This window comes from Gemmatimonadales bacterium, assembly GCA_035502185.1.
Taxonomy (GTDB): Bacteria; Gemmatimonadota; Gemmatimonadetes; order Gemmatimonadales; family JACORV01; genus Fen-1245.
This window is the reverse complement of the sequence record DATJUT010000031.1, coordinates 62,727-84,998: the sequence shown is the minus strand read 5'-3', so window position 1 is coordinate 84,998 and position 22,272 is coordinate 62,727. Positions and strand designations below refer to the sequence as shown.

General features: G+C 72.0%; 20 protein-coding genes and 1 tRNA gene. 10 read left to right on the top strand and 11 right to left on the bottom strand.

Annotation, left to right across the window (positions count from 1 at the left end):
• Positions 1–42: 42 nt before the first annotated feature.
• A tRNA-Phe gene (locus VMF70_04120) sits at positions 43–115 on the top strand.
• Between the two features lie 82 nt (positions 116–197).
• Here the strand turns inward: VMF70_04120 and VMF70_04115 are convergent.
• The 3 genes from VMF70_04115 to VMF70_04105 form a co-directional block, all read right to left on the bottom strand.
• Positions 198–959, bottom strand: a complete 762-nt coding sequence (locus VMF70_04115; GenBank protein HTT67191.1) for a hypothetical protein — start codon at positions 957–959, stop codon at positions 198–200.
• Positions 956–2,188: a hypothetical protein gene (locus tag VMF70_04110; protein ID HTT67190.1), complete on the bottom strand. Its 1,233-nt coding sequence runs from the start codon at positions 2,186–2,188 to the stop codon at positions 956–958. Before VMF70_04110 ends, VMF70_04115 begins: the two co-directional genes overlap by 4 nt.
• 242 nt (positions 2,189–2,430) lie before the next feature.
• Entirely contained in the window at positions 2,431–3,177 is a 747-nt protein-coding gene (locus tag VMF70_04105; GenBank protein ID HTT67189.1) for an SDR family oxidoreductase, read from the bottom strand.
• A gap of 119 nt (positions 3,178–3,296) precedes the next feature.
• On the opposite strand from VMF70_04105, the gene VMF70_04100 reads away from it, so the two are divergent.
• On the top strand, positions 3,297–4,433 hold the full coding sequence (locus tag VMF70_04100) for a saccharopine dehydrogenase family protein (protein ID HTT67188.1): 1,137 nt from the start codon (positions 3,297–3,299) through the stop codon (positions 4,431–4,433).
• A 37-nt stretch (positions 4,434–4,470) separates the two neighbouring features.
• On the opposite strand, the gene VMF70_04095 is transcribed toward VMF70_04100, so the two are convergent.
• Positions 4,471–5,715: a hypothetical protein gene (locus tag VMF70_04095; protein ID HTT67187.1), complete on the bottom strand. Its 1,245-nt coding sequence runs from the start codon at positions 5,713–5,715 to the stop codon at positions 4,471–4,473.
• Between the two features lie 186 nt (positions 5,716–5,901).
• Here VMF70_04095 and VMF70_04090 point away from each other — a divergent pair, with 186 nt between their 5' ends.
• Both VMF70_04090 and VMF70_04085 read left to right on the top strand, forming a co-directional pair.
• Complete coding sequence (locus VMF70_04090; GenBank protein ID HTT67186.1) at positions 5,902–6,315, top strand: DUF2255 family protein; 414 nt, start codon at positions 5,902–5,904, stop codon at positions 6,313–6,315.
• A gap of 47 nt (positions 6,316–6,362) precedes the next feature.
• A complete protein-coding gene (locus VMF70_04085) occupies positions 6,363–7,634 on the top strand; it encodes an APC family permease (GenBank protein HTT67185.1) in 1,272 nt (423 codons plus the stop codon).
• 1 nt (position 7,635) lies between these two features.
• Here VMF70_04085 and VMF70_04080 read toward each other — a convergent pair whose 3' ends face one another.
• Positions 7,636–9,162 carry a PLP-dependent aminotransferase family protein gene (locus VMF70_04080; protein HTT67184.1) on the bottom strand — a complete coding sequence of 509 codons (1,527 nt, stop codon included), beginning with the start codon at positions 9,160–9,162 and terminating at the stop codon, positions 7,636–7,638.
• Between the two features lie 128 nt (positions 9,163–9,290).
• On the opposite strand from VMF70_04080, the gene VMF70_04075 reads away from it, so the two are divergent.
• The 5 genes from VMF70_04075 to VMF70_04055 are packed head-to-tail and all read left to right on the top strand — an operon-like array spanning position 9,291 to position 14,154.
• The gene (locus VMF70_04075) at positions 9,291–10,223 is read left to right on the top strand and encodes a pyridoxamine 5'-phosphate oxidase family protein (protein ID HTT67183.1); all 933 of its coding nucleotides are present in this window, start codon (positions 9,291–9,293) and stop codon (positions 10,221–10,223) included.
• Positions 10,224–10,280: 57 nt separating this feature from the next.
• On the top strand, positions 10,281–11,225 hold the full coding sequence (locus VMF70_04070; protein ID HTT67182.1) for an EamA family transporter: 945 nt from the start codon (positions 10,281–10,283) through the stop codon (positions 11,223–11,225).
• A gap of 30 nt (positions 11,226–11,255) precedes the next feature.
• Entirely contained in the window at positions 11,256–12,275 is a 1,020-nt protein-coding gene (locus VMF70_04065; protein HTT67181.1) for a helix-turn-helix domain-containing GNAT family N-acetyltransferase, read from the top strand.
• Positions 12,272–12,793 carry a putative metal-dependent hydrolase gene (locus VMF70_04060; GenBank protein HTT67180.1) on the top strand — a complete coding sequence of 174 codons (522 nt, stop codon included), beginning with the start codon at positions 12,272–12,274 and terminating at the stop codon, positions 12,791–12,793. The genes VMF70_04065 and VMF70_04060 overlap by 4 nt, the downstream gene beginning before the upstream one ends.
• Complete coding sequence (locus VMF70_04055) at positions 12,790–14,154, top strand: glycoside hydrolase family 47 protein (protein ID HTT67179.1); 1,365 nt, start codon at positions 12,790–12,792, stop codon at positions 14,152–14,154. The genes VMF70_04060 and VMF70_04055 overlap by 4 nt, the downstream gene beginning before the upstream one ends.
• 13 nt (positions 14,155–14,167) lie before the next feature.
• Here VMF70_04055 and VMF70_04050 read toward each other — a convergent pair whose 3' ends face one another.
• The 6 genes from VMF70_04050 to VMF70_04025 all read right to left on the bottom strand — a co-directional run bounded on the left by VMF70_04050 (position 14,168) and on the right by VMF70_04025 (position 21,332).
• Positions 14,168–15,430: a serpin family protein gene (locus tag VMF70_04050; GenBank protein HTT67178.1), complete on the bottom strand. Its 1,263-nt coding sequence runs from the start codon at positions 15,428–15,430 to the stop codon at positions 14,168–14,170.
• A gap of 171 nt (positions 15,431–15,601) precedes the next feature.
• On the bottom strand, positions 15,602–17,170 hold the full coding sequence (gene zwf / locus VMF70_04045) for a glucose-6-phosphate dehydrogenase (GenBank protein ID HTT67177.1): 1,569 nt from the start codon (positions 17,168–17,170) through the stop codon (positions 15,602–15,604).
• Positions 17,171–17,216: 46 nt separating this feature from the next.
• Entirely contained in the window at positions 17,217–17,639 is a 423-nt protein-coding gene (locus tag VMF70_04040) for an HAD-IA family hydrolase (GenBank protein ID HTT67176.1), read from the bottom strand.
• On the bottom strand, positions 17,636–18,610 hold the full coding sequence (glk, locus tag VMF70_04035) for a glucokinase (protein ID HTT67175.1): 975 nt from the start codon (positions 18,608–18,610) through the stop codon (positions 17,636–17,638). The genes VMF70_04040 and glk overlap by 4 nt, the downstream gene beginning before the upstream one ends.
• Positions 18,607–19,323 (bottom strand): 6-phosphogluconolactonase, encoded by a 717-nt coding sequence (pgl, locus tag VMF70_04030; GenBank protein ID HTT67174.1) that lies wholly within the window; start codon positions 19,321–19,323, stop codon positions 18,607–18,609. The genes glk and pgl overlap by 4 nt, the downstream gene beginning before the upstream one ends.
• Complete coding sequence (locus tag VMF70_04025) at positions 19,320–21,332, bottom strand: glycoside hydrolase family 15 protein (protein HTT67173.1); 2,013 nt, start codon at positions 21,330–21,332, stop codon at positions 19,320–19,322. The genes pgl and VMF70_04025 overlap by 4 nt, the downstream gene beginning before the upstream one ends.
• A gap of 233 nt (positions 21,333–21,565) precedes the next feature.
• On the opposite strand from VMF70_04025, the gene rpiA reads away from it, so the two are divergent.
• Entirely contained in the window at positions 21,566–22,261 is a 696-nt protein-coding gene (gene rpiA, locus VMF70_04020; protein ID HTT67172.1) for a ribose-5-phosphate isomerase RpiA, read from the top strand.
• Positions 22,262–22,272: the final 11 nt, after the last annotated feature.

Below are 22,272 nucleotides of genomic sequence, written 5' to 3'. Positions count from 1 at the left end.
CGCTGCAACTCCGCGACCCTGCCCACTATCTTTGTGACGCCCGGCCAGGTAGCTCAGTTGGTAGAGCAGCGGACTGAAAATCCGCGTGTCGGCAGTTCAATTCTGCCCCTGGCCACTCCATCGGGACCACGAAGCGCCCCGGTCGCTCGACAGCCGGGGCGCTGGGTTTGCACGCGAGGTGGGGGCAGCGCGGAGGCCTAGAACAGGTTCGCCGCCCGCACGCGGAAGTCCACGTTGTCCTTCATCCACGTCCACAGGTCGTGCTGCTCTGCCAGCGGCAGGGCGGTCTTGTACTGCATGTGCCAGCCCGCCATGACCTGCTGCTCCTGCGTCCACAGGCGCACGCGTTGTCGACGGACGAGCCGCTTCCAGTCCTCGCCGACGGTGGGGTTCGCGTACAGCAGGCGGACGGTGACGCTCCGCGAGAGGAACTCGAGCGGCCCGAGGTCGATGCGCGCGTAGGGGTTGTCGTGCGACACCAGGCGCGCGCCCGGCGGCACGTCCGGCACGCCGTCCGAGAGCACGACCACGTTGAGCGGCGCCAGGATCAGGCCGCGCTCCTTCACGAGCTCCGCCACGCGCTGGAAGAACGCGTTGAAGTCGGTGTACGCGTCGTTCGGTGGAAACCAGGTCCTGAGGTCCGCCGCGATCTGCTCGGGGCCCCGGCCCACGAAGTCGTTGATCGGGTGGAACGGCTTCGGCTCGCCCGGGCGCTCCCCGCCGATCGAGCCCACGAACAAGGCGCTCGGTGGCCTGAGGCTGTCCAGGCCCTGGAGGTGCGAGACGATGTAGATGGCCGCGAATTGCACGGCGTCGTCATACAGTTTGGCGTCGCGGAACGACCCGCTGGCGTCGATGCCGATGATCAGCGTGCTCGGTGCCGGCTGCCCGGGCTGAGCGCCCCCGGCGGTGCAGGCGCCGAGCACCAGGAAGCCCAGCAGCGCTGCGCGGCGCGTCATGCGCCCACCCGGGCCATCGGCTGCGCCGCGGGCGCGATGACCCGCGGCGTGCTCGCGAGCACCTCGTCCAGGGAGCGGAAGGGCAGGGAGAAGATGGGGCGGCCGAGGATCACCACCACGGCGAGATTGAGGCCCGCCGCCAGCACCTGCAGCACCGGCAGCGTGAGCAGCTCGAACACCCTGCGGGCCTCTTCCTTGAACCACTCCATCTCGGCCTTGAGGGCGGTGACGGGACCGCGCCAGAACTCCACGTCCAGCTCCCCGCTCGCGGCCACGCTGGCCTTCGCGCCGGGCATGCTGTGCCGCGCTAGAATGCCGAGGAAGGTCGGCGTACCGAAGCGGCCGAACAGGAACCACGTCATCGCGCGGACGCCCGCCCAGCCGAAAGAGGCCAGCAGCAGCGTGGAGACGAATCCCAGCTTCAAACCGGTCTGGTTCGCGATCCACGGGGTGATGGCGTCGACCAGCTCCCGATAGAGGAACAGGACCTCGAAGAACATCACCGCCGCCTCGGCGATCACCATCCCGACGATCTCGGCGGCGCGACGCGACTTGATCGCCTCGGACAACACCTGAATGGCCGCGAAGCTGCCCGAGACGACGATGAACAGGAATGGCCACAGCACGAGGCTCACGCCCAGGCTGGAGAACTGCTGGCCGGTGATGTCCGCGAGCAACTCCGCGATCGTGGGCTTGAGGGTGAACGTGAAGATCGTCGCCTCGAGGGCCGACCACAGGAGCAGGAACAGGAAGGCGACCCAGGGCACGCCCGGCTGGAAATACTGCCGCGTGCCCCAGTCGAGCAGCGCGAACGGCCGCGTGACGAGGAACCGGAGCAGCCGCCAGAGCAGCGAGGCGGCAAGCTTCAGCAGGTTCCAGATCCACCCCAGCAGCACGACCCCGACGCGGACCAGGCCGGCCCAGTAGAACCAGATCATCCTCCCGGCGTCCCACCAGGACAGAAGCAGCACCGTGAGGAAGCCGCCGCGGCCTGAGCGGAACGGCAGCGTGTAGAGCGAGGCCATGGTGCACCACAGCGCCGCCACGAGGAGCGAGGTGGGCAGGAGCAGCAACACCGCCTTCGCCGCGCCTCCCGCGGCCGTGGTGCCGGTGAAGGTGAACGGCAGCACGACGCGCTGGAAGTCGAGTATCCAGGTGAACCCCGACGCGATCACCCGGAGCGTCTGCTGCCACTGCTCCGGGAACGTCTGCTGCAGGGACGCGAGCATGGCCTCATCTCCGGTGCTGGAGGCACTCAGGTCCGATGGTCGTTCTGGGGATGACCCGGGGAGTGGCCGGGTCGTAACCGCGGCGCCGCGCCGCGTCGGCCGGTCAGCCGCCTGTCGGCACGGCGATGCCGCGGCTGGTCATGCAGCGCCGTAAGGAGTTAGCTCCGGTCGCGCCGTGGCCGGGGGCCATCCGCTTGTAGCAGAATTGTGACGGCGGGCGAACGCCGGAAGCGACGTTCAGCTCACGGGTCCTCGCCGAGCGTGGCGTAATAGCCGGCCACCCTCTCGCGGGCGCCCTTCCGCGTGTACACGTCCGGGCGCCGCGACTCGATCACCTCGGCGATGACGGCCGCCACTTCCTCGGCGCTCTGCGAGTCCGGCAGCTGGCGCGAGTCGGGGCCGCCGTGCAGCGCGTTCAGGCCGAAGTCGGTGCGCACCACGGGGGGAGAAACCAGCGAGAACTGGATCCCCGGGTGGGTCCGCTGCACCTCCGCCCGCATCGTGGCCGTGAGGGCGTTGAGGAAGTGCTTCGCGCCGCAGTACGCCGAGCGAATGACCGCAAACGGAATCCGCCCCAGCATCGACGAGACGTTGATGACCTGCCCGGTGCCCCGCGCCTTGAAGTGGGGCAGCACTTCCTGCATGCCGTACAGCGCCGATTTCACGTTCAGCCGCATCACTTCGTCCACGTCTTCGTCGGTCAACTCCGAGGGCGGGCGGGAGATCCCCTGGCCCACGTTGTTGATCCACACGTCGATCTGGCCGAATCGCGACAGCGCCTCGGCGGCGACGCGGCGGACGTCCTCGCGCCGGGCGACGTCGGCCACCAGGGCCACCGCGCGGCCACCGCACCGGGCCGCGACGGAGTCCAACGCGTCCTGGCGGCGCGCGACCAGGACCACCGACATCCCGTGACCGGCCAGCAGCTGGGCGGTCGCGGCGCCGATGCCGGCGCTCGCGCCCGTGATGACCACGACCTTCTCGCTCATGGCAATACCTCGTCACGCAGCACGACACGACTGGCTGGACGCACGCTGTCATCGCGCCCCGTCGGGCGGTAGACTACGCGCAGCAGGAGTGTGATCCGAACCTGCGACCGGAGCGCGCGGTGAGCAAGATCGTCGTCCTCGGCGGTGGGCTGGTGGGTCGCGTGATCGCGCGCGACCTGGCCCGGGAGAAGGACTTCCACGTCAGCGTGGCCGACGCCGCCGAAGCGACGCGGACCCGGCTTCGCGCGGAAGGTCTCTCCCCCATCGCCCTCGATCTGGGGGACGACGACGCGGTGCGCCGGGCCATCGCCGGCGCCGACGTCGTCGTCGGTGCCGCTCCGGGGCACATGGGCTTCCGCCTCCTGCGGCTGGTCATCGAAGCAGGCAAACCGTACGCCGACATTGCGTTCATGCCCGAGGACTTCCTCGAGCTGGACGGCCTCGCGCAGGAGCGGGGCGTGACCGCCGTAGTGGACTGCGGGGTCGCCCCGGGCCTCTCCAACCTCCTGTGCGGCCGGGCGGAGCACGAGTTCGACAGCGTCGAGCGGATGCTCATCCTGGTCGGTGGACTGCCCAAGAACCGCGTCTGGCCCTTCGAGTACCGGGTCGTCTTCTCGGCGGTGGACGTGATCGAGGAGTACACCCGCCCCGCACGCTGGGTGGAGCACGGCCGGCTGGTGACCAAGCCGGCGCTGACGGACGTCGAGCCGGTGGACCTGCCGCGCGTCGGCACCGTCGAGGCGTTCAACACCGACGGCCTGCGCAGCCTCGCCAGGACCCTCCACGCCCCGTTCATGAAGGAGAAGACGCTGCGCTGGCCGGGTCACGTGGAGAAGATGCGGATGCTGCGCGAGACGGGCTTCCTGTCGCAGGAGCCGATCGACGTGGCGGGCATTCGGGTGCGCCCCTACGACGTGACGACCAAGCTGCTGTTCGACGCCTGGCGCCTCCCCCCGAGCGAGGCGGACCTCACCGTGATGCGCGTCGAGGCGACGGGCACCGTGGGCGGCGCGCGCCAGACCTGGACGTGGGACCTGTACGACGAAGCCGATCCCGCCACGGGCTTCCACTCGATGGCGCGGACGACCGGTTTCCCGTGCGCGCTGGTCGCGCGCCTGCTGGCCCGCGGCGAGCTGCGGCGTCCCGGCGTGCAGCCTCCGGAGCGCCTGGCCGGCGACGACCGGTTCTTCGCGCAGATGATGGCGGGGCTGAGCGAGCGCGGCGTCACGATCACCCGGACGGCCGCACCCGCCTAGCGCTCGCGGTGCGCCGCCGGTCCCGGCGACCGCTCGATCACCGGACCGGGTACAGCGCCGCCGCCTTCGCCGCGTCGAAGCTCAGCGGATACGCCACGACGTCGGCCGACCAGACCTCCACGTACTCGCCGCGGTTGAGCGCCCCTTCCTGCAGCAGCTGGAAGTACGGGCTGGCCGCGCCGTCGGGACCGCACGTTCCCGCCCCGCCGCCGTTGCACCCCGCGCCCGTCCCGCCGTGCTTGTTGGACTGCCAGCCCACGGAGTCGGCGTACTGGGTCGCGAGACTCGTGACCGCCGGCAGGATGGCCTGCGTGTCGAGGAAGTCCGCCTGCAGCTGCACGCGGCCGGGCGCGATGCGCGAGACCGCCTGCACCAGCTGCGCTGCCACGTAACCCGCGGGGTCGCCCGTCAGATTGGGGAAGTCGATGCCGAGCGTGGCCGGGTTGAACAGGCTGAGACCGAGAACCCGGTCCGGGAACGCGCGCGCGAAGGAGCCAGCGATGGCCGCGAATCCGTTCACGACCGCGGTGTCCGAGTAACCCAGGGCTCGCCAGTTGGCGGTGTCCGCGTCGGAAATGACCGTGGGATACGCCGGCCTCCCGTCGGGGCACGGCAGGGTGTCCGCGGTGGTGGGCTGCGGACGCCCCGTGGGCAGCCGGATCTCGTCGTCGTACACGCTCAGTCCCGGCACGTGCACGAGCGTCAGCGAGCCATAGGCGCCGGTCGCCTGGAGGTGGGCCGCGAGCGCCGTCGCCGCGGCACTCCAGAACTGCTGGACCCTCGCAATCCAGGGAAGAGGCACGTAGGCGCTGATGCAGCGGTCCATGCCGCCGCCGGTGGTCCAGACGTCGAACAGCGGCGCGCAGCCGGCACCACAGGCCAGGGCGAATCCGGCTGGCAGCGACTGCAGGTACGTGCTCCCGGTCTGAAACCCGGTTTCCAGCTCGATGGAGAACCTCTTCTGGTGCGCCAGCGCGTCCTGCACCAGCGTGTCCAGGTATCCCCACGACCAGCTGAACTGGCCCCAGGTGGTGATGCTGTCGGCGATCTTCGCGATGGGGACGAAGATGGCGTGGCCCGTGACGTCGTTGAGGTACGCCTCCGATGTCTCGAGGCCCGCCGTGTAGGCGGCGCTCGCCGGTCGCTCGTTGCTGGGGTCGTTCAGGACGTAGATCCCGGACGGCGTCGGCTTGGTCGAACCGCCCGAGGTCATCCGGTCGGAGTGACACGCGGTGGACCACGCGATCGCGCCCATGAGCGCCAGCAACCGCCTCACGGTCATGATGCCTTCCGGAACGTGGGTGAGAGTGAGGGAAATGCTCGGCACGAAGCGGCGTCGCCGTCAAGGGGACGGCGGGCGCCGGGCGAGCGCGGCCGTCCGAGGCGCCGCCGCCCGCCCGGGCGGCCGCCCCTTGATTCGTGGTCGGCGCCGGCCACAATTGGACCGACCCTTCCAGCGCGGGGAGAGATGCCCGTCCCGAACGCGAAGCTGCCGGCGCGCCGCGCCCACACTGACGGACTTCCCGCCGGAGTGCTCGCGGCGTTGCGCGACGGCAAGGCCCTGCAGATCCGGGCCGGCTCCGGCCGACACCGCTTCATCGGCATCTGGGTCGTGGTGGTGGACGGCCGGGCGTTCGTGCGGTCGTGGAGCCTCAAGCCGCGCAGCTGGTGGCGCACGTTCCAGGGCGATCCTCGGGGCGCCATCCGGGTCGCCGGCCGCTCGATCGCCGTCCGCGCCGTGCGCACCCGCAGTGAGCGCCTGAAGAAAGCGGTCGACCGCGCCTACCTCGCGAAGTACGGGACGGGCGGCTCCCGCCGCTACGCGCTGGATCTTGCGAGACCGACCTCGAGGGCGACCACGACCGAGCTGGTGCCGCTCTGAGTTCCCGGACCCGCCAGGTCCTGACCCTCGGGCCGCTCGTCGCGGTCATGTTCTTCAACGTGTCCGGCGGCCCCTTCGGCGTCGAGGGACTCGCGGGCAGCGTCGGCCCGGGCGTCGCCGTCCTGCTGCTCGTGGCGACGCCGCTGCTCTACAGCGTTCCCGAGACCCTGATCATCGGCGAGCTGGCGTCGATGCTGCCCGCCGAGGGCGGCTACTACGTCTGGGTCACCCGGGCGTTCGGACGCTTCTGGGGGTTCACGAACGGCTGGCTGAGCTGGATGTACTCGCTGATCGACATGGCCATCTATCCGGTGCTGTTCCTCCAGTATTTCCGCTTCTTCGCGGGCGATCTCGGCGGGTTCTCCGGGTGGCTGCTGGCCCTGGCGCTGATCTGGGGCGCCACCTGGCTCAATCTGCGCGGCACCAGGGTCGTGGGCGCGGCGTCGGGCTGGTTCACCGCCGCGGTGCTGACGCCCTTCGCCGCGCTCGCGGTGGCGGCGGTGGGGCGCTGGGTTCTGGGGGGCCACGCCGCGGCGCTCGCCCGTGACCCGTTCCGGGCGACGGGCGCATCGTTCGTCGGTGCGCTCGGCCTCGGGATTTCGCAGAGCGTCTGGAACTACAGCGGCTGGGACAACGCCTCGACGGTGGGCGGCGAGATTCGGGACGCGGGCGCGACCTACCCGCGGGCGCTGTTTCGGGCGCTGCCGCTGGTGACCGCGGCGTATCTCCTCGCCGTCGTCCCCGCCCTCGCCGTCACCGAGTGGCGGACGTGGACCGATGGCGCGTGGCCGGCCATCGCCACCGCCGTGGCCGGGCCGTGGCTGGCGGCGTGGATCGCGGTCGCGGGCATGGTCAGCGCCTTCGCGCTCTTCAGCGCCCTGCTGCTGGTCTACTCGCGCATCCCGCTGGTGCTGGCGCGAGACGGCCTCCTGCCCTCCGCGCTCGGCGTCACCGACGACCGGGGCACGCCGCGGCGCGCGGTCGTGGCATCGGCGATCGGCTACTCGATCTTCGCCGTGCTCTCCTTCGGCGGGCTGCTCGCGGCCGACGTGCTGCTGTATACGACGGCGCTGGTGCTCGAATTCGCGGCGCTGGTCGCGCTGCGGCGGCGGGAGCCCGGGCTGCGCGGCGCCTTCCGGGTCCCACTCGGCGAGCCGGCGCTGGTCGCGCTGGCCGCGCTCCCGGCGCTGGTCCTCTGCGCCGCAGTGGTGATGGAGGTGCGCAGCCGCACGGTCGGACTGCTCGGCGTCGTGGTCGCGGCGGTGTTCGGCCTCGCGGGACCCGCCGCCTACGCCGCCGCGCGCCGCGCGCGACCGTGAGTCAGGTCGCCGCGGGGCGGCCGCTCGCGTGCACCGCCGTGGCCAGCCGGCCGACGGCAGCCCGCAGCGCCTGCGGCGGGAAACCGGCGTAGCCGAGGAGCAGACCGCCACGCCGCAGGGGCCGCGTGGCGTAGGACGAAAGCGGCGGCGCCTCGACGCCGGCCGCCAGGGCGCGCCGCGAGACCAGCTGATCGCTCACCCCCACCGGCAGCCTGGCCAGGGCCAGCATTCCGGCCGCCGTGTCGCCGATCGCCACGGCGTCGCCCAGCTGCTGCCGGGCCGCGTCCAGCAACGCGTCCCGCCGCTCCTCGTACAGGGCCCGCATCCGGCGAACGTGGCGAGCGAAGTGCCCGAGCGCGATGAAGTCGGCCAGGGCCGCCTGCTCGATGCCCGGCGCCTGGCGGTCGGCGATGGCGCGCGCCTCCCCGAAGGCATCGACCAGCGCGTCCGGAACGATGAGGTACCCCAGCCGCAGCCCCGGGAAGACCGTCTTGCTGAACGTGCCGACGTAGATGACGCGCCCGCTCTCGTCGAGACCTTGCAGGCAGTTGAGCGGCCGGCTCGCGTACCGGAATTCGCTGTCGTAGTCGTCCTCGACGACCCACGCGTCGGCGGCGTCCGCCCAGCGCAGCAGCTCCATGCGTCGCGCCGCGCTCATCGTGACACCGGTGGGATACTGGCGGGAGGGCGTGACGTAGACGAGCCGCGGCGGCTTCCCGCCGGCCGCAGTCGCCGGCTGCATTCCCTCCGCGTCGAGCCCGACCGGGACCAGGTGCGCGCCGGCGGCCGCGAAGACGCCGCGGGCGGCCGGGTAGCCGGGATCCTCGAGCCACACCGTGTCGTTGGGGTCGACGAGCACCCGAGCGACCAGGTCGAGCCCCTGCTGCGCCCCGGCCGTGACCACGACCTGACTCGCCGCGCAGCGCGCCCCGCGCGCCGCGGCGACATAGGTGGCGATGGCCTCGCGCAGTGGGAGATACCCGAAGACGGAGCCGTAGCCGGACAGAGCGGCGCCCGAGCGGCGGGTGCAATGGCCGAGGAGGCGCGCCCAGAGCGCCCATGGGAAGGCGTCCAGGGCCGGCACACCGGTCTGGAAGGGGCGCGCCGGCTCGACCAGGCTGCGGCCGGCCGCAATCGGGAGCCGCGCGAGCGTCAGACTTGCCGCCGAGCGGCGAAGGCCGCGCTTGCGTGCCGTGGCGGCGGGCCTCGGGTCCGATCGCGTGCGGCCGCGCCACGGGACGAGCGGTGCGTCGGGGAGCCGCGCGTTCACGAAGGTGCCGGCCCGCGGCCGCGCCACCACGTAGCCCTCGGCCAGCAACTGCGCGACCGCGCCGTTCACCGTGTTGCGCGACACGCCGAGCTCGGCCGCGAGGAGGCGCGTCCCCGGGATGCGAGCACCGGCGGCGAGCCGCCCGGCGACGATCGCGTCGCGCAGGGAGTCGCACACCTGCCGGTAGGCGGGTGCGGGCGAGGCGGCATCGAGCTGCACCAGGATGTCCGGCGCGCTGGAGGCGGTGCGCGGGCTCACCGGCGACCGCCAAATCTGGTACCATCCATGTGATGAATCTGGAGCTTTTCGTAGTACCACATAGCCGGTAACATACCCGGTGTTGCCCACGCGACGGAACCCCGACCTCTGGCCGGAGCCCTGCACCGATGACCGAGCCTGCCGCTGTGACGACCGACGCCCGGCTGCCCACCCGGGCGGCGATCCGCGCCCACCCCGAGCGCGATCGGACCGCCGATGCCCCGGGAATCCTGGCCGCCGGGCTCGTGGCCCACGTGGGCTTCGTGGACCGCGGCCGCCCAACCGTCATTCCGATGACGTACCAGTACGCGGTCGCGGAGCCGCGGCTCCTCTACCTGCACGGAGGCGTGCAGGGGCGGCTGATGGCGCACCTCGCGACCGGAGCGCCGGTCTGCGTCGCCGTCACCGAGCTCGACGGGCTGGTGTACTCGCGGACCGCCCTCAATCACTCGGTGAACTACCGGTCGGTGGTGGCGTTCGCGCGGGCGGCCGCGGCCCAGCCCCCGGTGGCCGAGCGGGAGCGCATCCTCGCGGCGATGATCGCGCGCTATTTCCCCGGCCGCGCGCCCGGCGCCGGCTACGAGCCGCCGACCCGTGCGCAGCTTGACGCCACGGCACTGGTGGCGCTCGAGATCGAGGAGTGGAGCGCCAAGGTCCGCAGCGGCGGTCCCAACGGTCCGGGCGACGACGATCCGGCCCGTCCGGGCACGGCCGGCGTGATTCCGATGGGCAGTCTGCGCGCCGATGTGCGGTTGCCGGGTGCGCTGGATGCCTGCTTCGCCGTACGGTTGCTCCCCGGCCCGGCGTGGGACGAGGCGCTGCCGCTGCGGTCGCAGGCCGGGTGGCCGGAGCACGCGGCCTTCATGGACGCGCTGACGGCCGAGGGATTCGTGGTGCTGGGGGGGCCGTTGGCGGGCGGTGAAGCAGTGCTCCTCGTCGTGGCGGCCGAAAGCGAGGGCGCCGTGCGGGAGCGCCTGGCCGCCGACCCCTGGCACCGGTCGGGGCAGCTGTCGATCGATCGCATCGATCCGTGGCGGATCCTGCTCGACGGTCGCGGATGAGCGACGAGGGTCGGAGCCGCGAGGTCCGGGTGACGGCGCCACACGGCGGGGGCACGCGTGCCGCGTGACCATCGGGTGCGTCTGGTGCTCGCCTTCGCCGCGATCTACTTCCTCTGGGGCTCGACCTACCTCGCGATTCGATACGCGATCGCGACCATCCCGCCCCACCTGATGGCGTCGCTGCGGTACGCGGCGGCCGGCGTTGTGCTGGTGCTGGTCGCGCGGGTGCGGGGCGCAGCCTGGCCTACGCGCCGCGAGCGGGGCGTGGCGCTGGTCGCAGGGTTGCTGCTCCTCACCTTCGGCAACGGGACCCTGTCCTGGGCCGAGACCCGGGTGCCGTCGGGGCTCGCGGCGCTGATCCTGGCCGGCGTCCCGCTGGTCACCCTTCTGATGGACTGGCTGCGGCCCGGTGGCCCGCGGCCCGGCGGCGCGACCGTGCTGGGGCTGGTGGTCGGCCTCGCCGGCGTGGGCCTGCTCGTTGACCCGCGCGCGGGCGACGCCGCGCGGGTGGACGGGTTGGGCGCCGCCGGACTGCTGGTGGCCACGGTCTCGTGGGCGGCCGGCTCGGTCTACTCCCGCCAGGTCCACGGAGCTCGCTCGCCCCTGATGGGTGCAGGGGCGAGCATGATCGCGGGCAGCGCCGGGTTGCTCGTCCTCGCCGTCGTGCTCGGCGAGACCGCGGGCTTCGACCCTCGCCTGGTGAGCGCACGGTCGCTCCTGGCCCTCGCCTACCTGGTCGGGTTCGGGGCCGTGCTCGGCTTCACAGCCTACTTCTGGCTCCTGCGGCATACGACCCCGGCGCTGGCGACCAGCTACGCGTACGTGAATCCGGTCGTCGCGTTGCTGCTGGGCTGGGCGGTGGAGAAGGAGCCGGTGACGCCGCGCGTGGTGGTCGCGGCGGCGGTGATCCTGGCGGGGGTCCTGGTCGCCACGGCGCTCCCGGCCCGCGGCGCCCGGCGCGCGCCACAGCATCCCGATTACTTGACAGAGTCAACCAATTAGCGTACATCGTCCGCCGGTCCGGGGAGGACGATGGCAGCGGGCGGGCTCGGTGGGTGCGTCGCGGCGGTGCGGCGCTTCAATCGTTTCTACACCCGGCAGATTGGGGTGCTCGACGGCCGGCTCAACCGGAGCCCGTTCTCGCTCGCCGAGGCGCGGGTGTTGTACGAGCTGGCGCAGCACCCGGACGCCACGGCGACGGCGCTGGGCGCCGGCCTCGGGCTCGACGCGGGGTACCTGAGCCGGATCTTGGCCGGGCTGGAGCGGCGCGGCTTGGTCTGGCGCCACCGGTCGCGGGCCGACGCGCGGCGGAGCCACCTCCGGTTGACGGCGCCCGGCCGCGCGGCGTTCGCGCGGCTCGACGCGGCGGCCCGGCGCGACGTCCGCGCCATGCTCGGTGCGCTGGACCGGTCCGGCCAGGCGCGGCTCATCGCGGCGATGCGGAGGATCGAGGCGCTGCTGGGTGGGGGCCGGAACGGGGGGCCGGTCACGCTGCGCAGCTACGGCCCCGGCGATCTCGGGTGGGTAGTGGAGCGGCACGGAGCGCTCTATGCCGAGGAGTACGGCTGGGGAGCGAGGTTCGAGGCGCTGGTGGCGGACATTGTGGCGCGGTTCGTCCGATGCGAGGACCGGGCGCGGGAGCGATGCTGGATCGCCGAGCGCGACGGCGAGCGCCTGGGATGCGTCTTCCTGGTCAAGAAGACGGCACGGGTGGCGCAGCTCCGCCTGCTGCTCGTCGAGCCCGCGGCGAGCGGCAGCGGACTGGGCCGCCGCCTGGTGGACGAATGCACCCGGTTCGCGCGCCGCGCCGGTTACCGTAAGATCGTGCTGTGGACCAACGGCGTGCTCGACGCCGCCCGCCACATCTACGCGACGGCGGGGTACCGGCTCGTTCGAACGGATCGCCACGACGACCTGGGGACCGACCCCAACTTCGAGGTCTGGGACCTGGACCTCGGAGGCGCGCCGTGGTCGCGCGAGCCCCGATCCGGAAGGGGCGTGAGCCGGAGCGGCCGACGCGGCCCCCTCACCCGAACGCCGAGGACCCGATGACCGACCTGCAGTATCCGGTGGGGCGCTTCAGCAAGGTGATCGAGCTCGCGCCGGCGGACCGCGCTGAGCGCATCGAGCAGATCGCGCAGGCGCCGAGCCTGCTGCGGCACGCCGTCGCGGGGCTGGACGACCGGCAGCTGGACACGCCCTACCGGCCGGGCGGCTGGACGGTGCGGCAGGTGGTGCACCACGTCCCCGAGAGCCACATGAACGCCTACGTGCGCTTCAAGCTCGCGCTCACCGAGGACGTTCCGACGATCAAGCCCTACGACCAGGCGCGGTGGGCAGAGACGCCGGAAACGCTGGCGCCGGTCGAGGTGTCGCTGGCCCTGCTCGAGGCTCTCCACCAGCGCTGGGTACTGCTGTTGAGGGACGTGAGGCCTTCGGACTTCGCCCGGCGCCTCAACCATCCGGAGAACGGCCCGATGACCCTCGACGACGTGGTCGCGATGTACTCCTGGCACGGCCGGCACCACACGGCGCACATCACCAGCCTGCGCGAGCGGATGCGCTGGTGACCGCGACCGTGCGGGGCCCGGCGGTGGCCGCCGCGGTGGCGGCGCTGGCGATTGCCGGAGTCCGGGCCGGTTCCGCGCAGCCGGCGGCGCCGCGGGAGGCCGAGGCGGTGCGCGAGGCCTTCGTCCACGCCTGGAACGGATACGTCCGCTGGGCCTGGGGGCACGACGAGCTGCTGCCCCTGTCGCACGGCCACCGCGACTGGCACGCGGCGTCGCTCCTGATGACGCCGGTCGATGCGTACGACACCATGCTGCTCATGGGACTGACCGACCAGGCGGCCCGCGCCAAGACGCTGATCCTCGACTCCCTCTCGTTCGATCGCGACTTCCCGGTTCAGGTGTTCGAGATCACCATCCGCGAGCTGGGCGGCCTGCTCTCCGCGTACCAGCTGGACGGCGACCCCCGGTTCCTCGCGCTCGCGCGCGACCTCGGCACCCGGCTGCTCCCGGCGTTCGCCTCCCCGACCGGCATGCCGTTCCGCTTCGTGAACCTCCGGACCGGGGCGACGAGCGGACCGGTGAGCAACCCGGCCGAGGTCGGGACCCTGATGCTGGAATTCGGCACGCTGTCGAAGCTCACCGGGGAGCCCCGGTTCTACGACGCGGCCAAGCGCGCCGTGGTTGCGCTGTTCGGCCGGCGCTCCACCGCCGGGTTGGTGGGCAGCACGATCGACGTGCGGACCGGCGCCTGGGTCGACCGGGACAGCCACGTGAGCGGCGGCATCGACTCGTACTACGAGTACCTGCTCAAGTCGTGGCTGTTGTTCCGCGACCCGGATTTCGAGCGGATGTGGGACAGCAGCATCGCAGCGGTGAACCGCCGGCTGGCCGACCAGCGGCCCACCGGGCTGTGGTACGGCCACGCGGACATGGACAGCGGCGGGCGCACCCTGACGCACTTCGGGGCGCTGGACGCGTTCTTCGCCGCCGTGCTCGCCAGGAGCGGCGACACCGTGCGGGCCGGGCGGCTGATGGAGTCCATCTTCCGGATGTGGACGACGTTCGGCATCGAGCCCGAGGAGCTGGACTACGTGTCGATGCGGCCGGTGTCCGAGGGCTACGAGCTGCGGCCCGAGGCGCTCGAGTCGGCCTACTACCTCTACCGGATCACCGGCGACACGCGCTACCGGGAGATGGGTCGGGTGATGCTCGACAGCCTGCTCCGCTACACCCGCACGGCGGACGGGTTCTCGGCGCTCACCAGCGTCGTGACCAGGGAGCGGCGCGACCGGATGGAGAGCTACTTCCTGGCCGAGACCCTGAAGTACGCCTGGCTGCTGTTCTCGCCGCCGGCGACCCTCGAGTTCGCCGCCGTCGTCTTCAACACCGAGGCGCACCCGCTCCGGCGCACCTGGCAGTAGCGCGAGCGCCGCGTCACGTCCCGGCCGGATTCATGATCCTGCCGATGAACAGGATCGTGCCGGAAAACCGCTCCCGGATCGCGAACAGGAACGGCTGGTCGATGACGATCGGCAGCGGCTCGGCCGTGGCTCCGACCCCGACTGAGGTGACCGCCGCGGCTTCCGTCCCTTCCTCGTTCACGTCCACGTAGGTCTTGTGCACCACTTCACTGATGAACAGGTCCCGCTCCGGTCGCATCCGCGTGAAGTCGGCACAGTCGGGCACGCCCGGACACGGGACGAAGGCCACGCCCATCCCGAGGGCCGTGAGCACGTCGTTCATGCCTAGCGCGTACTGGAGCGTGAACTTGGGCAGGACGACCTGGGCCTTGACCGAGTCGAGGGCGGCGATCCACGCATCCCAGCGCCCGCGCGTGAGGCCGGCGACGAGCGAGTCCATACCGGCGGCGTCCAGCGGCATGACGATCGTCATGCTGTAGGCTCCGCCGCCGTAGCGGAGGTCGAGCACCTGCACCGCGGCGTCGCCGCCGGCCCGCACCCAGGCCTCGCGCGCATACCGCATCATCGGCACCGACACGCCGGACCCGTCCGCCCGCCGGAAGGCGCCCGCCGCCGTCAGGCTCGGGTCGAACTGCGTCATCCAGGCGCCCTTGAAGTACACGGCGTTGATCAGGTACATGACCACGTCGCCGGGAACCGGGTCGGGGACGATGGACGGGATCTTCCCCCGGGTCTGGTCGTTCACCCACGCGTTGATGGTCGGCGCCGCGGCCGGCGACGAGAAGTCGAGTCCGCGCACGGTCGCGTCGAAGTAGCTCTGGCAGGTGTCGAGGAACGACGGCTCGAACGCGATGTCCTGCCGGTACCAGATCGAGTTCGCGAGGGTGAAGTCGACGCTCGGATCGAGCCCCCGCAGCAGGTCGATCACGCCCCGATAGGCCCGGTTCACGTCGCCGAGCGACATCCCGTCGAGGCCGAGCACGCCCTGCATCGCGGTCTGCGTCGTTCCCGCGGCGCCGTTGTAGGCCATCCCGAGCGCCATCCCGACGCTGAGCGGCGAGATGAACAGGTTGGCGTCGGGGCTCGACTGCCCGGCGACGGCGCGAAACAGGCTGAAGGCGAAGTCGTTGCCGCGCGAGACGAGCTGCGATTCCGACGGCGTGAGATCGCGCGGCAGGCCCGTGATGGGTCCGGGGGCGGCCGGGTTGTGTTCGACGCACGCCGCGGCGGCCACGACCGACGCGGCGGCGAGGGACCTCCGAAGCAGGCGTCTCATGGTGACTCCCGGGCCTGGCGACGGTCTGCGAGCGCGGCCCGCGCGTAGGATACGTGCACCGCCGGGTTCGCGGGAGTAGACCCCCGGACCCTGGCCGGGGTCACACCGTCGGCGAGCGGGCGAGCCGGGATTTCGGCCGGGCGGCGGGCCGGGGCGGGCCTGCGAGCGGCCCTATGGCTGGCGCCAGGCGCACGCGTCGCGCGCGATGAACGCGTCGGCGGTTCCGGGGCCCCACGATCCCGCCACGTAGTTCGGGAAATCGTGCGGCGGCTCGGCGTCCCACGCCTGCACGATCGGATCCACGAGGGCCCACGCGGCCTCCACCTGGTCGCTGCGGGCGTACAGCGTGCCGTCGCCCACCATCGCGTCGAGGAGCAGCGTCTCGTACGCCGAGTGGTCGGTGGCGCCGAAGGCGCTGGCGTAACTGAAGTCCATCTGCACCGACGTCATCCGCACGTCCACGCCCGGCACCTTGATCTCGAAGCAGAGCGAGACGCCCTCGTTCGGCTGGATCCGGATGACCAGCACGTTGGCCGCGAACGAGCGGCCTCCGTTCTGGAACATCAGGTGCGGCGGCCGGCGGAACTGGATCGCGATCTCGGTCGCGCGCCGCGCCAGCCGCTTGCCGCTGCGCACGTAGAACGGCACGCCCTGCCAGCGCCAGTTGTCCACCAGGAAGCGGACGGCCGCGAACGTCGGGGTGGCCGACGCGGGCGCCACTCGGTCCTCCTGCCGGTAGCCGGGCACGGCGACACCGTCGATGGCCCCCGGACCGTACTGGCCCCGCACGGCGGACTGGTCGACGGTGGCGGCGGTGATCGGGCGGATGGCGCGCAGCACCTTCGCCTTCTCGTCGCGCACCTCCTCGGCGCGGAACGCCACCGGCGGCTCCATCGCCGTGAGTGCGAGGAGCTGGAGCAGGTGGTTCTGGAACATGTCGCGCACGACGCCGGCCTGCTCGTAGTAGCCGGCGCGATGTTCCACGCCGACGGTCTCGGCGGCGGTGATCTGCACGTGATGGATGTGCTGGCGGTTCCAGAGGGGCTCGAAGATCGAATTCGCGAACCGCAGCACCAGCAGGTTCTGCACCGTCTCCTTCCCGAGGTAGTGATCGATCCGGTAAACCTGGTGCTCGGCGAGCCGCTTGAGGACGGCCTGGTTGAGCGCGCGCGCCGTCTCGAGGCTCGTGCCGAACGGCTTCTCGATGATCACCCGGGCCCACGGCCGCTGGGCGGGGTCGTCGATGCGCGGCACGAGGCCGGTGCTTGCGAGGTGCTCGACCGCCGTCGCGTAGACCGACGGGGGCAGCGCCAGGTAGAACAGTCGGCCGCGCGGGCGCCCGCTTTCGCGCTCGAACTCCGCGACCCGGGCGCTCACGGCGGCGAAGAAGGCGGGGTCGGTCATGTCGCCTTGCACGTAGTGGATGCGCTGGGCGAAGCGATCCCACGTCTCGTCCGGTACGTGGCCGATCTCCTCGGACTCGAGGATGGCCTGCTTCATCCGGTCGCGAAACCCCTGGTCGGTCAGCTCCTCGCGGGCGGCCCCGACGACCGAGAAGTCGTCGTGCAGCAGGCCGTCGTGCAGCAGGTGGTACAGCGCCGGCATGAGCTTGCGGCGCGTGAGGTCCCCGCCGGCGCCGAGGATGACGGCGGTGCAGGGATCGCCGCGCTTGAAGGGCTCGGCGGGGATTTTCATCTGCTGGCTGAGGTGGAGCGGCACCGCGACCGAAGGCTGGGTCACCGGTTCCTCGCGGCAGAAGTCGTTCCGAGCAGCATGCGTCCCCCCGTCAGGCGTCGATGCCGAGCGTGGCCAGATCCTGCCGCAGCCGGCCCGTCGTGGTGTAGCGGATGGCCTGCATTCCGAGGGCGCGCGCCGGCGGCAGGTTCTGTTCGCTGTCGTCGATCATCACCGAGCGCGCCGGCTCGGCCTGCGACATCGCCAGGGCGAGCTCGAAGATGCGCCGCGCGGGCTTGGCGACACCGAGCCGGCAGGAGCCGAAGAACGCGGTGAACGTCGGCGCGAGGCCGAAGGTCCGCGGCCGGTAGGCGTTCAACTCCGCCGACTCGTTGTTGATGGCCATCAGCCGGCAGCGTCCGGTGGCCGCGAGCGCTGCCGCGACGGCGACCACCACCGCGCGAGCACGGGATTCGGCACCCCAGCCACTGCTGCCCAGCACACCGCCGACGTCGAAGAACACGTGGGTGATCATCGCGCGGCGCAGGCGGCGGCCCCCAGCAGGCCGACGTCGGGACTGGTGATGACGTGGATGGGAATCCGGGACGCCAGGCCCGAGAGTCGGCCCTGATGGCGGAAGGCCGCCACGAAGGTCCCGTCCCGCAGCTTGGTGACGATGCGGGGAGCGATGCCGCCGGCCACGTACACGCCGCCGGTCGCCAGCACCGTCAGGGCGAGGCTGCCGGCCTGCTCGCCGTAGACGGACGCGAAGATGTCCAGCGCCTTCACGGCGAGCGGGTCGTCCGCGGCCAGGGCGTGGCGCGTGACCACCGCGGCAGGATCGTCGGCCTCCATCTCGCGCCGAACCTGCGGCTGCTCGGGCGCGAAGCCGGTGGTCGCGAGGTACTGGTAGACCCGGGCGAGGCCGGAACCGGAGAGGATGCGCTCGTAGGAGACGTGGCCGAACTCGTCGAGCAGCGTGCCCCTCAGGCCCCACTCGATCGCGTCCCGCGCCGCAAAGGCCACGTGCCCCCCCTCCGACGAATGCACGCGGTACCGGTTCCCGTCCCACACGAGGAATCCCTGCCCGAGACCCGTCCCCGCGCCGATGAGCGCGATCGTGCCGTGCTCCGCCGGGGCGCCCGGCTGCAGGGTGACGAGATCCGACGGTCCCAGGAGGCCGACACCGTAACCCAGGGCCTCGAAGTCGTTGATGACCGTCGTCGCCGGTATCCGGATCTCTCCGGCGAGCGCCGCGGCGCTCACGACCCACGGCAGGTTCGGCGTGCGGCACTCGCCGGCCACCACCGGGCCGGCGATCCCGAAGCAGGCGCGCTCGGGCGCCGAGCGGACCTCGTCCAGGAATCGCCTGACGATCGGACCCAGACCCGGCGCGCTGCGGCTCGGGTAGCGTCGCTCCTCGACGATGCGCGTCGCGGCGCCGCCGACGTCCACGAGAGCGAGCCGGGCGTTGGTGCCGCCGATGTCGCCCGCCAGCACTCTCACCGCCCCGCGCTCCGCAGCCGGGCGGCCGCCGCGCGATCGAGAAACCAGACGCCTCCCAGCGCCAGCTGCACCGGCAGCTCGCCGGGCCGCACCGGGCCCTCGAGGGCGCGCGCCACCGTCGGAGCCTTGCCCGCACCCGCGACCACCACGGCGACGCGCCGGGCCGCCGCGATTACCGGGGGCGTGATGGTGAGCCGGTCGGCCGGGGGCTTGGGTCCGCTCACGGGAATGACCCGGCGGGCGCGCTCGGCCACGGCCGGCGAGCCGGGGAACAGCGACGCCGTGTGCCCGTCGGTTCCCATGCCGAGCAGGAGGACGTCGAGGTGGACGGGCAGCACGGCGTCGTACTCCCGGGCGGCCGCGTCGCGGTCCGGCCGCTCGGCCTCGAGGCGGTGCACCCGCGCGCAGGAGAACGGGTCCCTGCCCAGCAGGGCCGACACCACCGACCCGTAGTTGCTCGCCGGGTCGCCAGGGGGCACCGCGCGCTCGTCCCCGAAGAACACGTCCACGTCGCGCCACCGGACCGCGAGGGCGCGAGGGTCCCGGGCGAGGCGCTCGTACACGGGCCGGGGCGTCTCGCCGCCCGCCAGGGCGATGGCGCAGCGGCCCTGGTCGCGGAGGTCGGCTTCGAGCGCCGCCACGATCCAGTCGGCGACCGCGGCGGAGAAGCGCGAGGAGTCCTCGACGACGAGCTGAGGAAGAGACGCCGTCACGCCGGGACCTGCGCCGCGGCGGAACGGGCCTGGCCGCAGGTGGGGCACGTGGTGAGACGGCGCACGCGGTCGAGGTACTCCTCGACGGCGATGACGAAGGCCGCTTGGCTCCAGGTCAGGGGGGAGACCGAGAGCGGTTCGCCCGTGAAGGGGTGGAGCTGCTCGGCCATCACGCCCGAGGGCAACGCATGGCGGGCCGCCCAGTGGATGAGCTCGAGCCCGTGGGCCAGTTCCTCGGGAACCTGCGCCCGCATCAGGTGATGCCGCGCCAGCCACAGCGTGCTGACGAACCAGGGATTGCCCGGGACCCGCGCGGTGTCCTGCTTCTCCACCTGCTGGTACGCGTCGTTCTCGTAGCGCGCCAGGCCGCCCACGTCGGTCCGGACGCGCAGCCGGTCCTCCACCTGTTGCATCGTCGCCGCGACCTGCGGATCGTCGGGCGGCAGGACCCCGAACTCGACCACCCCGAAGACGCTCGAATCGATCGTGGGGTCGCCCTGGTAGCCGCCGGGTCCGGGCGAGACCATGCGCAGGAAGCGGCCGTCCCGCTCGCTCCACATCACCGCGCGCATCGCGGCGAGCATCCGGTCGCCGGCGGCGCGGTAGCGTGCGGCGCGCTCGTCTTCTCCGAACGCCGCCGTCAGCCGCGCCGCCGCACGCAGGCCGGCCACGACCGCCGCGACGGTGAACAGGTGGACTCCCCACCGCTCCTCCCACAAATCGTAGGAGGGCAGCGGTAGCCCCGAGCGCGCATCCACGTACTTGGCGAGGAAATCACCGGGTCGCGTGACCAGCGGGCGGTAGAACGGCCCGATCGTTTCCACGCGACGGGAGCGGTCGAAGTACTCGCCCAGCGCCCACACCACGAGCGCGGTCTCGTCTTCCTGGATGGGCAGTACCGCCTTGCCGTCGCGCACGTAGCCGTGCCACGAGGAGGCCAGCGTCCCGTCGGGGTTGTACTTGTGCCGGAGGAAGCCCTCCGGCGAGATGACCCGAGCGCAGAACTCGAGGAACCGCTCGGCGGCCACCGGCTGGCCCGAGCGCAGGAGCGCGACGCTCGCCAGCGCGCCGTCGCGGGGCCAGGCGTACGAGTAAGTGTCGCGGTTGAACCGGATGATGTCGCTGTCGTTGGCCGCCAGCACCGCCCCCTCGGCGTCGATCTGGGAGCGGATGATGAGGAGGCTCTGGCAGTACCGGTCCACGATATCCGCAGGCAGGTCGCCGAACCGCGAGCTTTCGCGGGCGCCCCACAGCCGCCAGTAGTTCTGGGTGCGCCGAAGCAACTCGGCGGGCGATTTGTCGCGAACCACCGCGTCGATGGTCGCGACCTCGCGGAAGTCGCGCCCGGCGGCCATCCAGTAGTAGAACTCGCCGGTTTCGCCCGCACCGATCGTGAGGGTCACGCCCATGGTGGAGTCCACCGAGCCCTGAGCGATCGGATTGCCCTGCAGCGTGCCGTCCTCGGCATCCCGCCACGTGCCTTCAGCGCCGCCCACCTCCGTCTGTCCGCAGGCGTAGTGCTGGACGCCGACCACTCCACCCGCCAGGCAGTTCATCAGGAAGTAGCGGTCGTCCTTGTAGTGCAGCAGGGCCCCGGTCTCGGGCGAGTACAGGGCCGTGTCACCGACGTCGTTCTCCTTGAGGCGGAAGTCGTGGTGCAGGAAGACGCGAATCTCGCGCGCGGCGGCGCTCCGGTTCGTCACCTGGATCCGCCGCACCAGCACGTTCTCGTAGAAATCCACCGCGTCGGTGAACTGGAGCGCGACGCCGAGGGCCTCGCTGGCCGCCGTCACGCTCGTCGCCAGGGAGGGATCGGCGTAGCGGCGCTGGAGCGCCCAGGTTCCGTCCAGCCAGCCGAAGCGGCCGTCCACCCACACGCCGACGCGGAAGAGGTGTCCGTCGGCGTGGTTCTCCATCCCGACGTGCGGGAAATACACGTCGCGGATCCGATACTCGAGGTCGAACGCTACGAGCAGCGTCCCGTTGGAAAGCGGCAGGTCGCGCGGCATGTGGATCGGTGTGGAAGCAATATAACCGCGGCCGCGACCGGGGTCCCGGCCCGGCGGCAACGCGCCCGGTCGCCCCGGCCGCGGCGGCCACCTGCGACGCGAGCGCGCGGGTGACCGCCGGCATCGAGTAGTAGGGCGCGCTGGGCCCGGTGAGCGGGTTCCTGGCCGAGACGATCCCTGATCACCGCCTGCCTTTCTAGTCCGCGCCTCTCGCGCCATCTTGTGGTGCGACCATGACCGCGTCCGTCGAAGCGCTGAAGCGTGCGGCCGCCGAGCGTGCCGTCCAGTTCATCGAGAGCGGCACGGTGATCGGCTTGGGGACGGGCTCGACCGTCCGGCCTTTGCTCGAGCTTCTGGCCGAGCGGCTGCGGCGGGGGCTCGTGGCGGACGTGGTGGCCGTGCCCACGTCCGCGGACACCGAGAGCCGGTGCCGAGCGCTCGGCATCCCGCTGGTGACTCTGGAGCAGTGCCCCGAGGTCGCGTTGGTCATCGACGGTGCCGACGAGGTCGGTCCGCGCCTCGACTTGATCAAGGGCCTCGGCGGCGCGCTACTCAGGGAGAAGGTCGTGGCCTCGGCCGCGAAGCGGTACGTCGTGGTTGCCGACGAATCGAAGCTGGTGCGGCGACTCGGCACGCGCGTGCCGCTCCCCGTCGAGGTCGTTCCGTTCGGATGGAGCCGCCTCTTGCCCTTCTTCGCCTCGCTGGGGGCGGAGCCGGCGCTGCGGCGCGCACCCGGGGGTGCGCCGTTCGTCACCGACAACGGCAACTACCTCGTGGACTGCCGCTTCCCCCGGGGCATCGCCGATCCTGCAGCCTTGGCCCGCGCGCTCGCCCGGCGCACCGGCGTGGTGGAGGACGGCCTGTTCCTGCGCATCGCCAAGATCGCCGTCGTGGCCGGCGTTCGCGGCGTGCGCCTCCTCAAGCGCTGAACCGGTCCTTC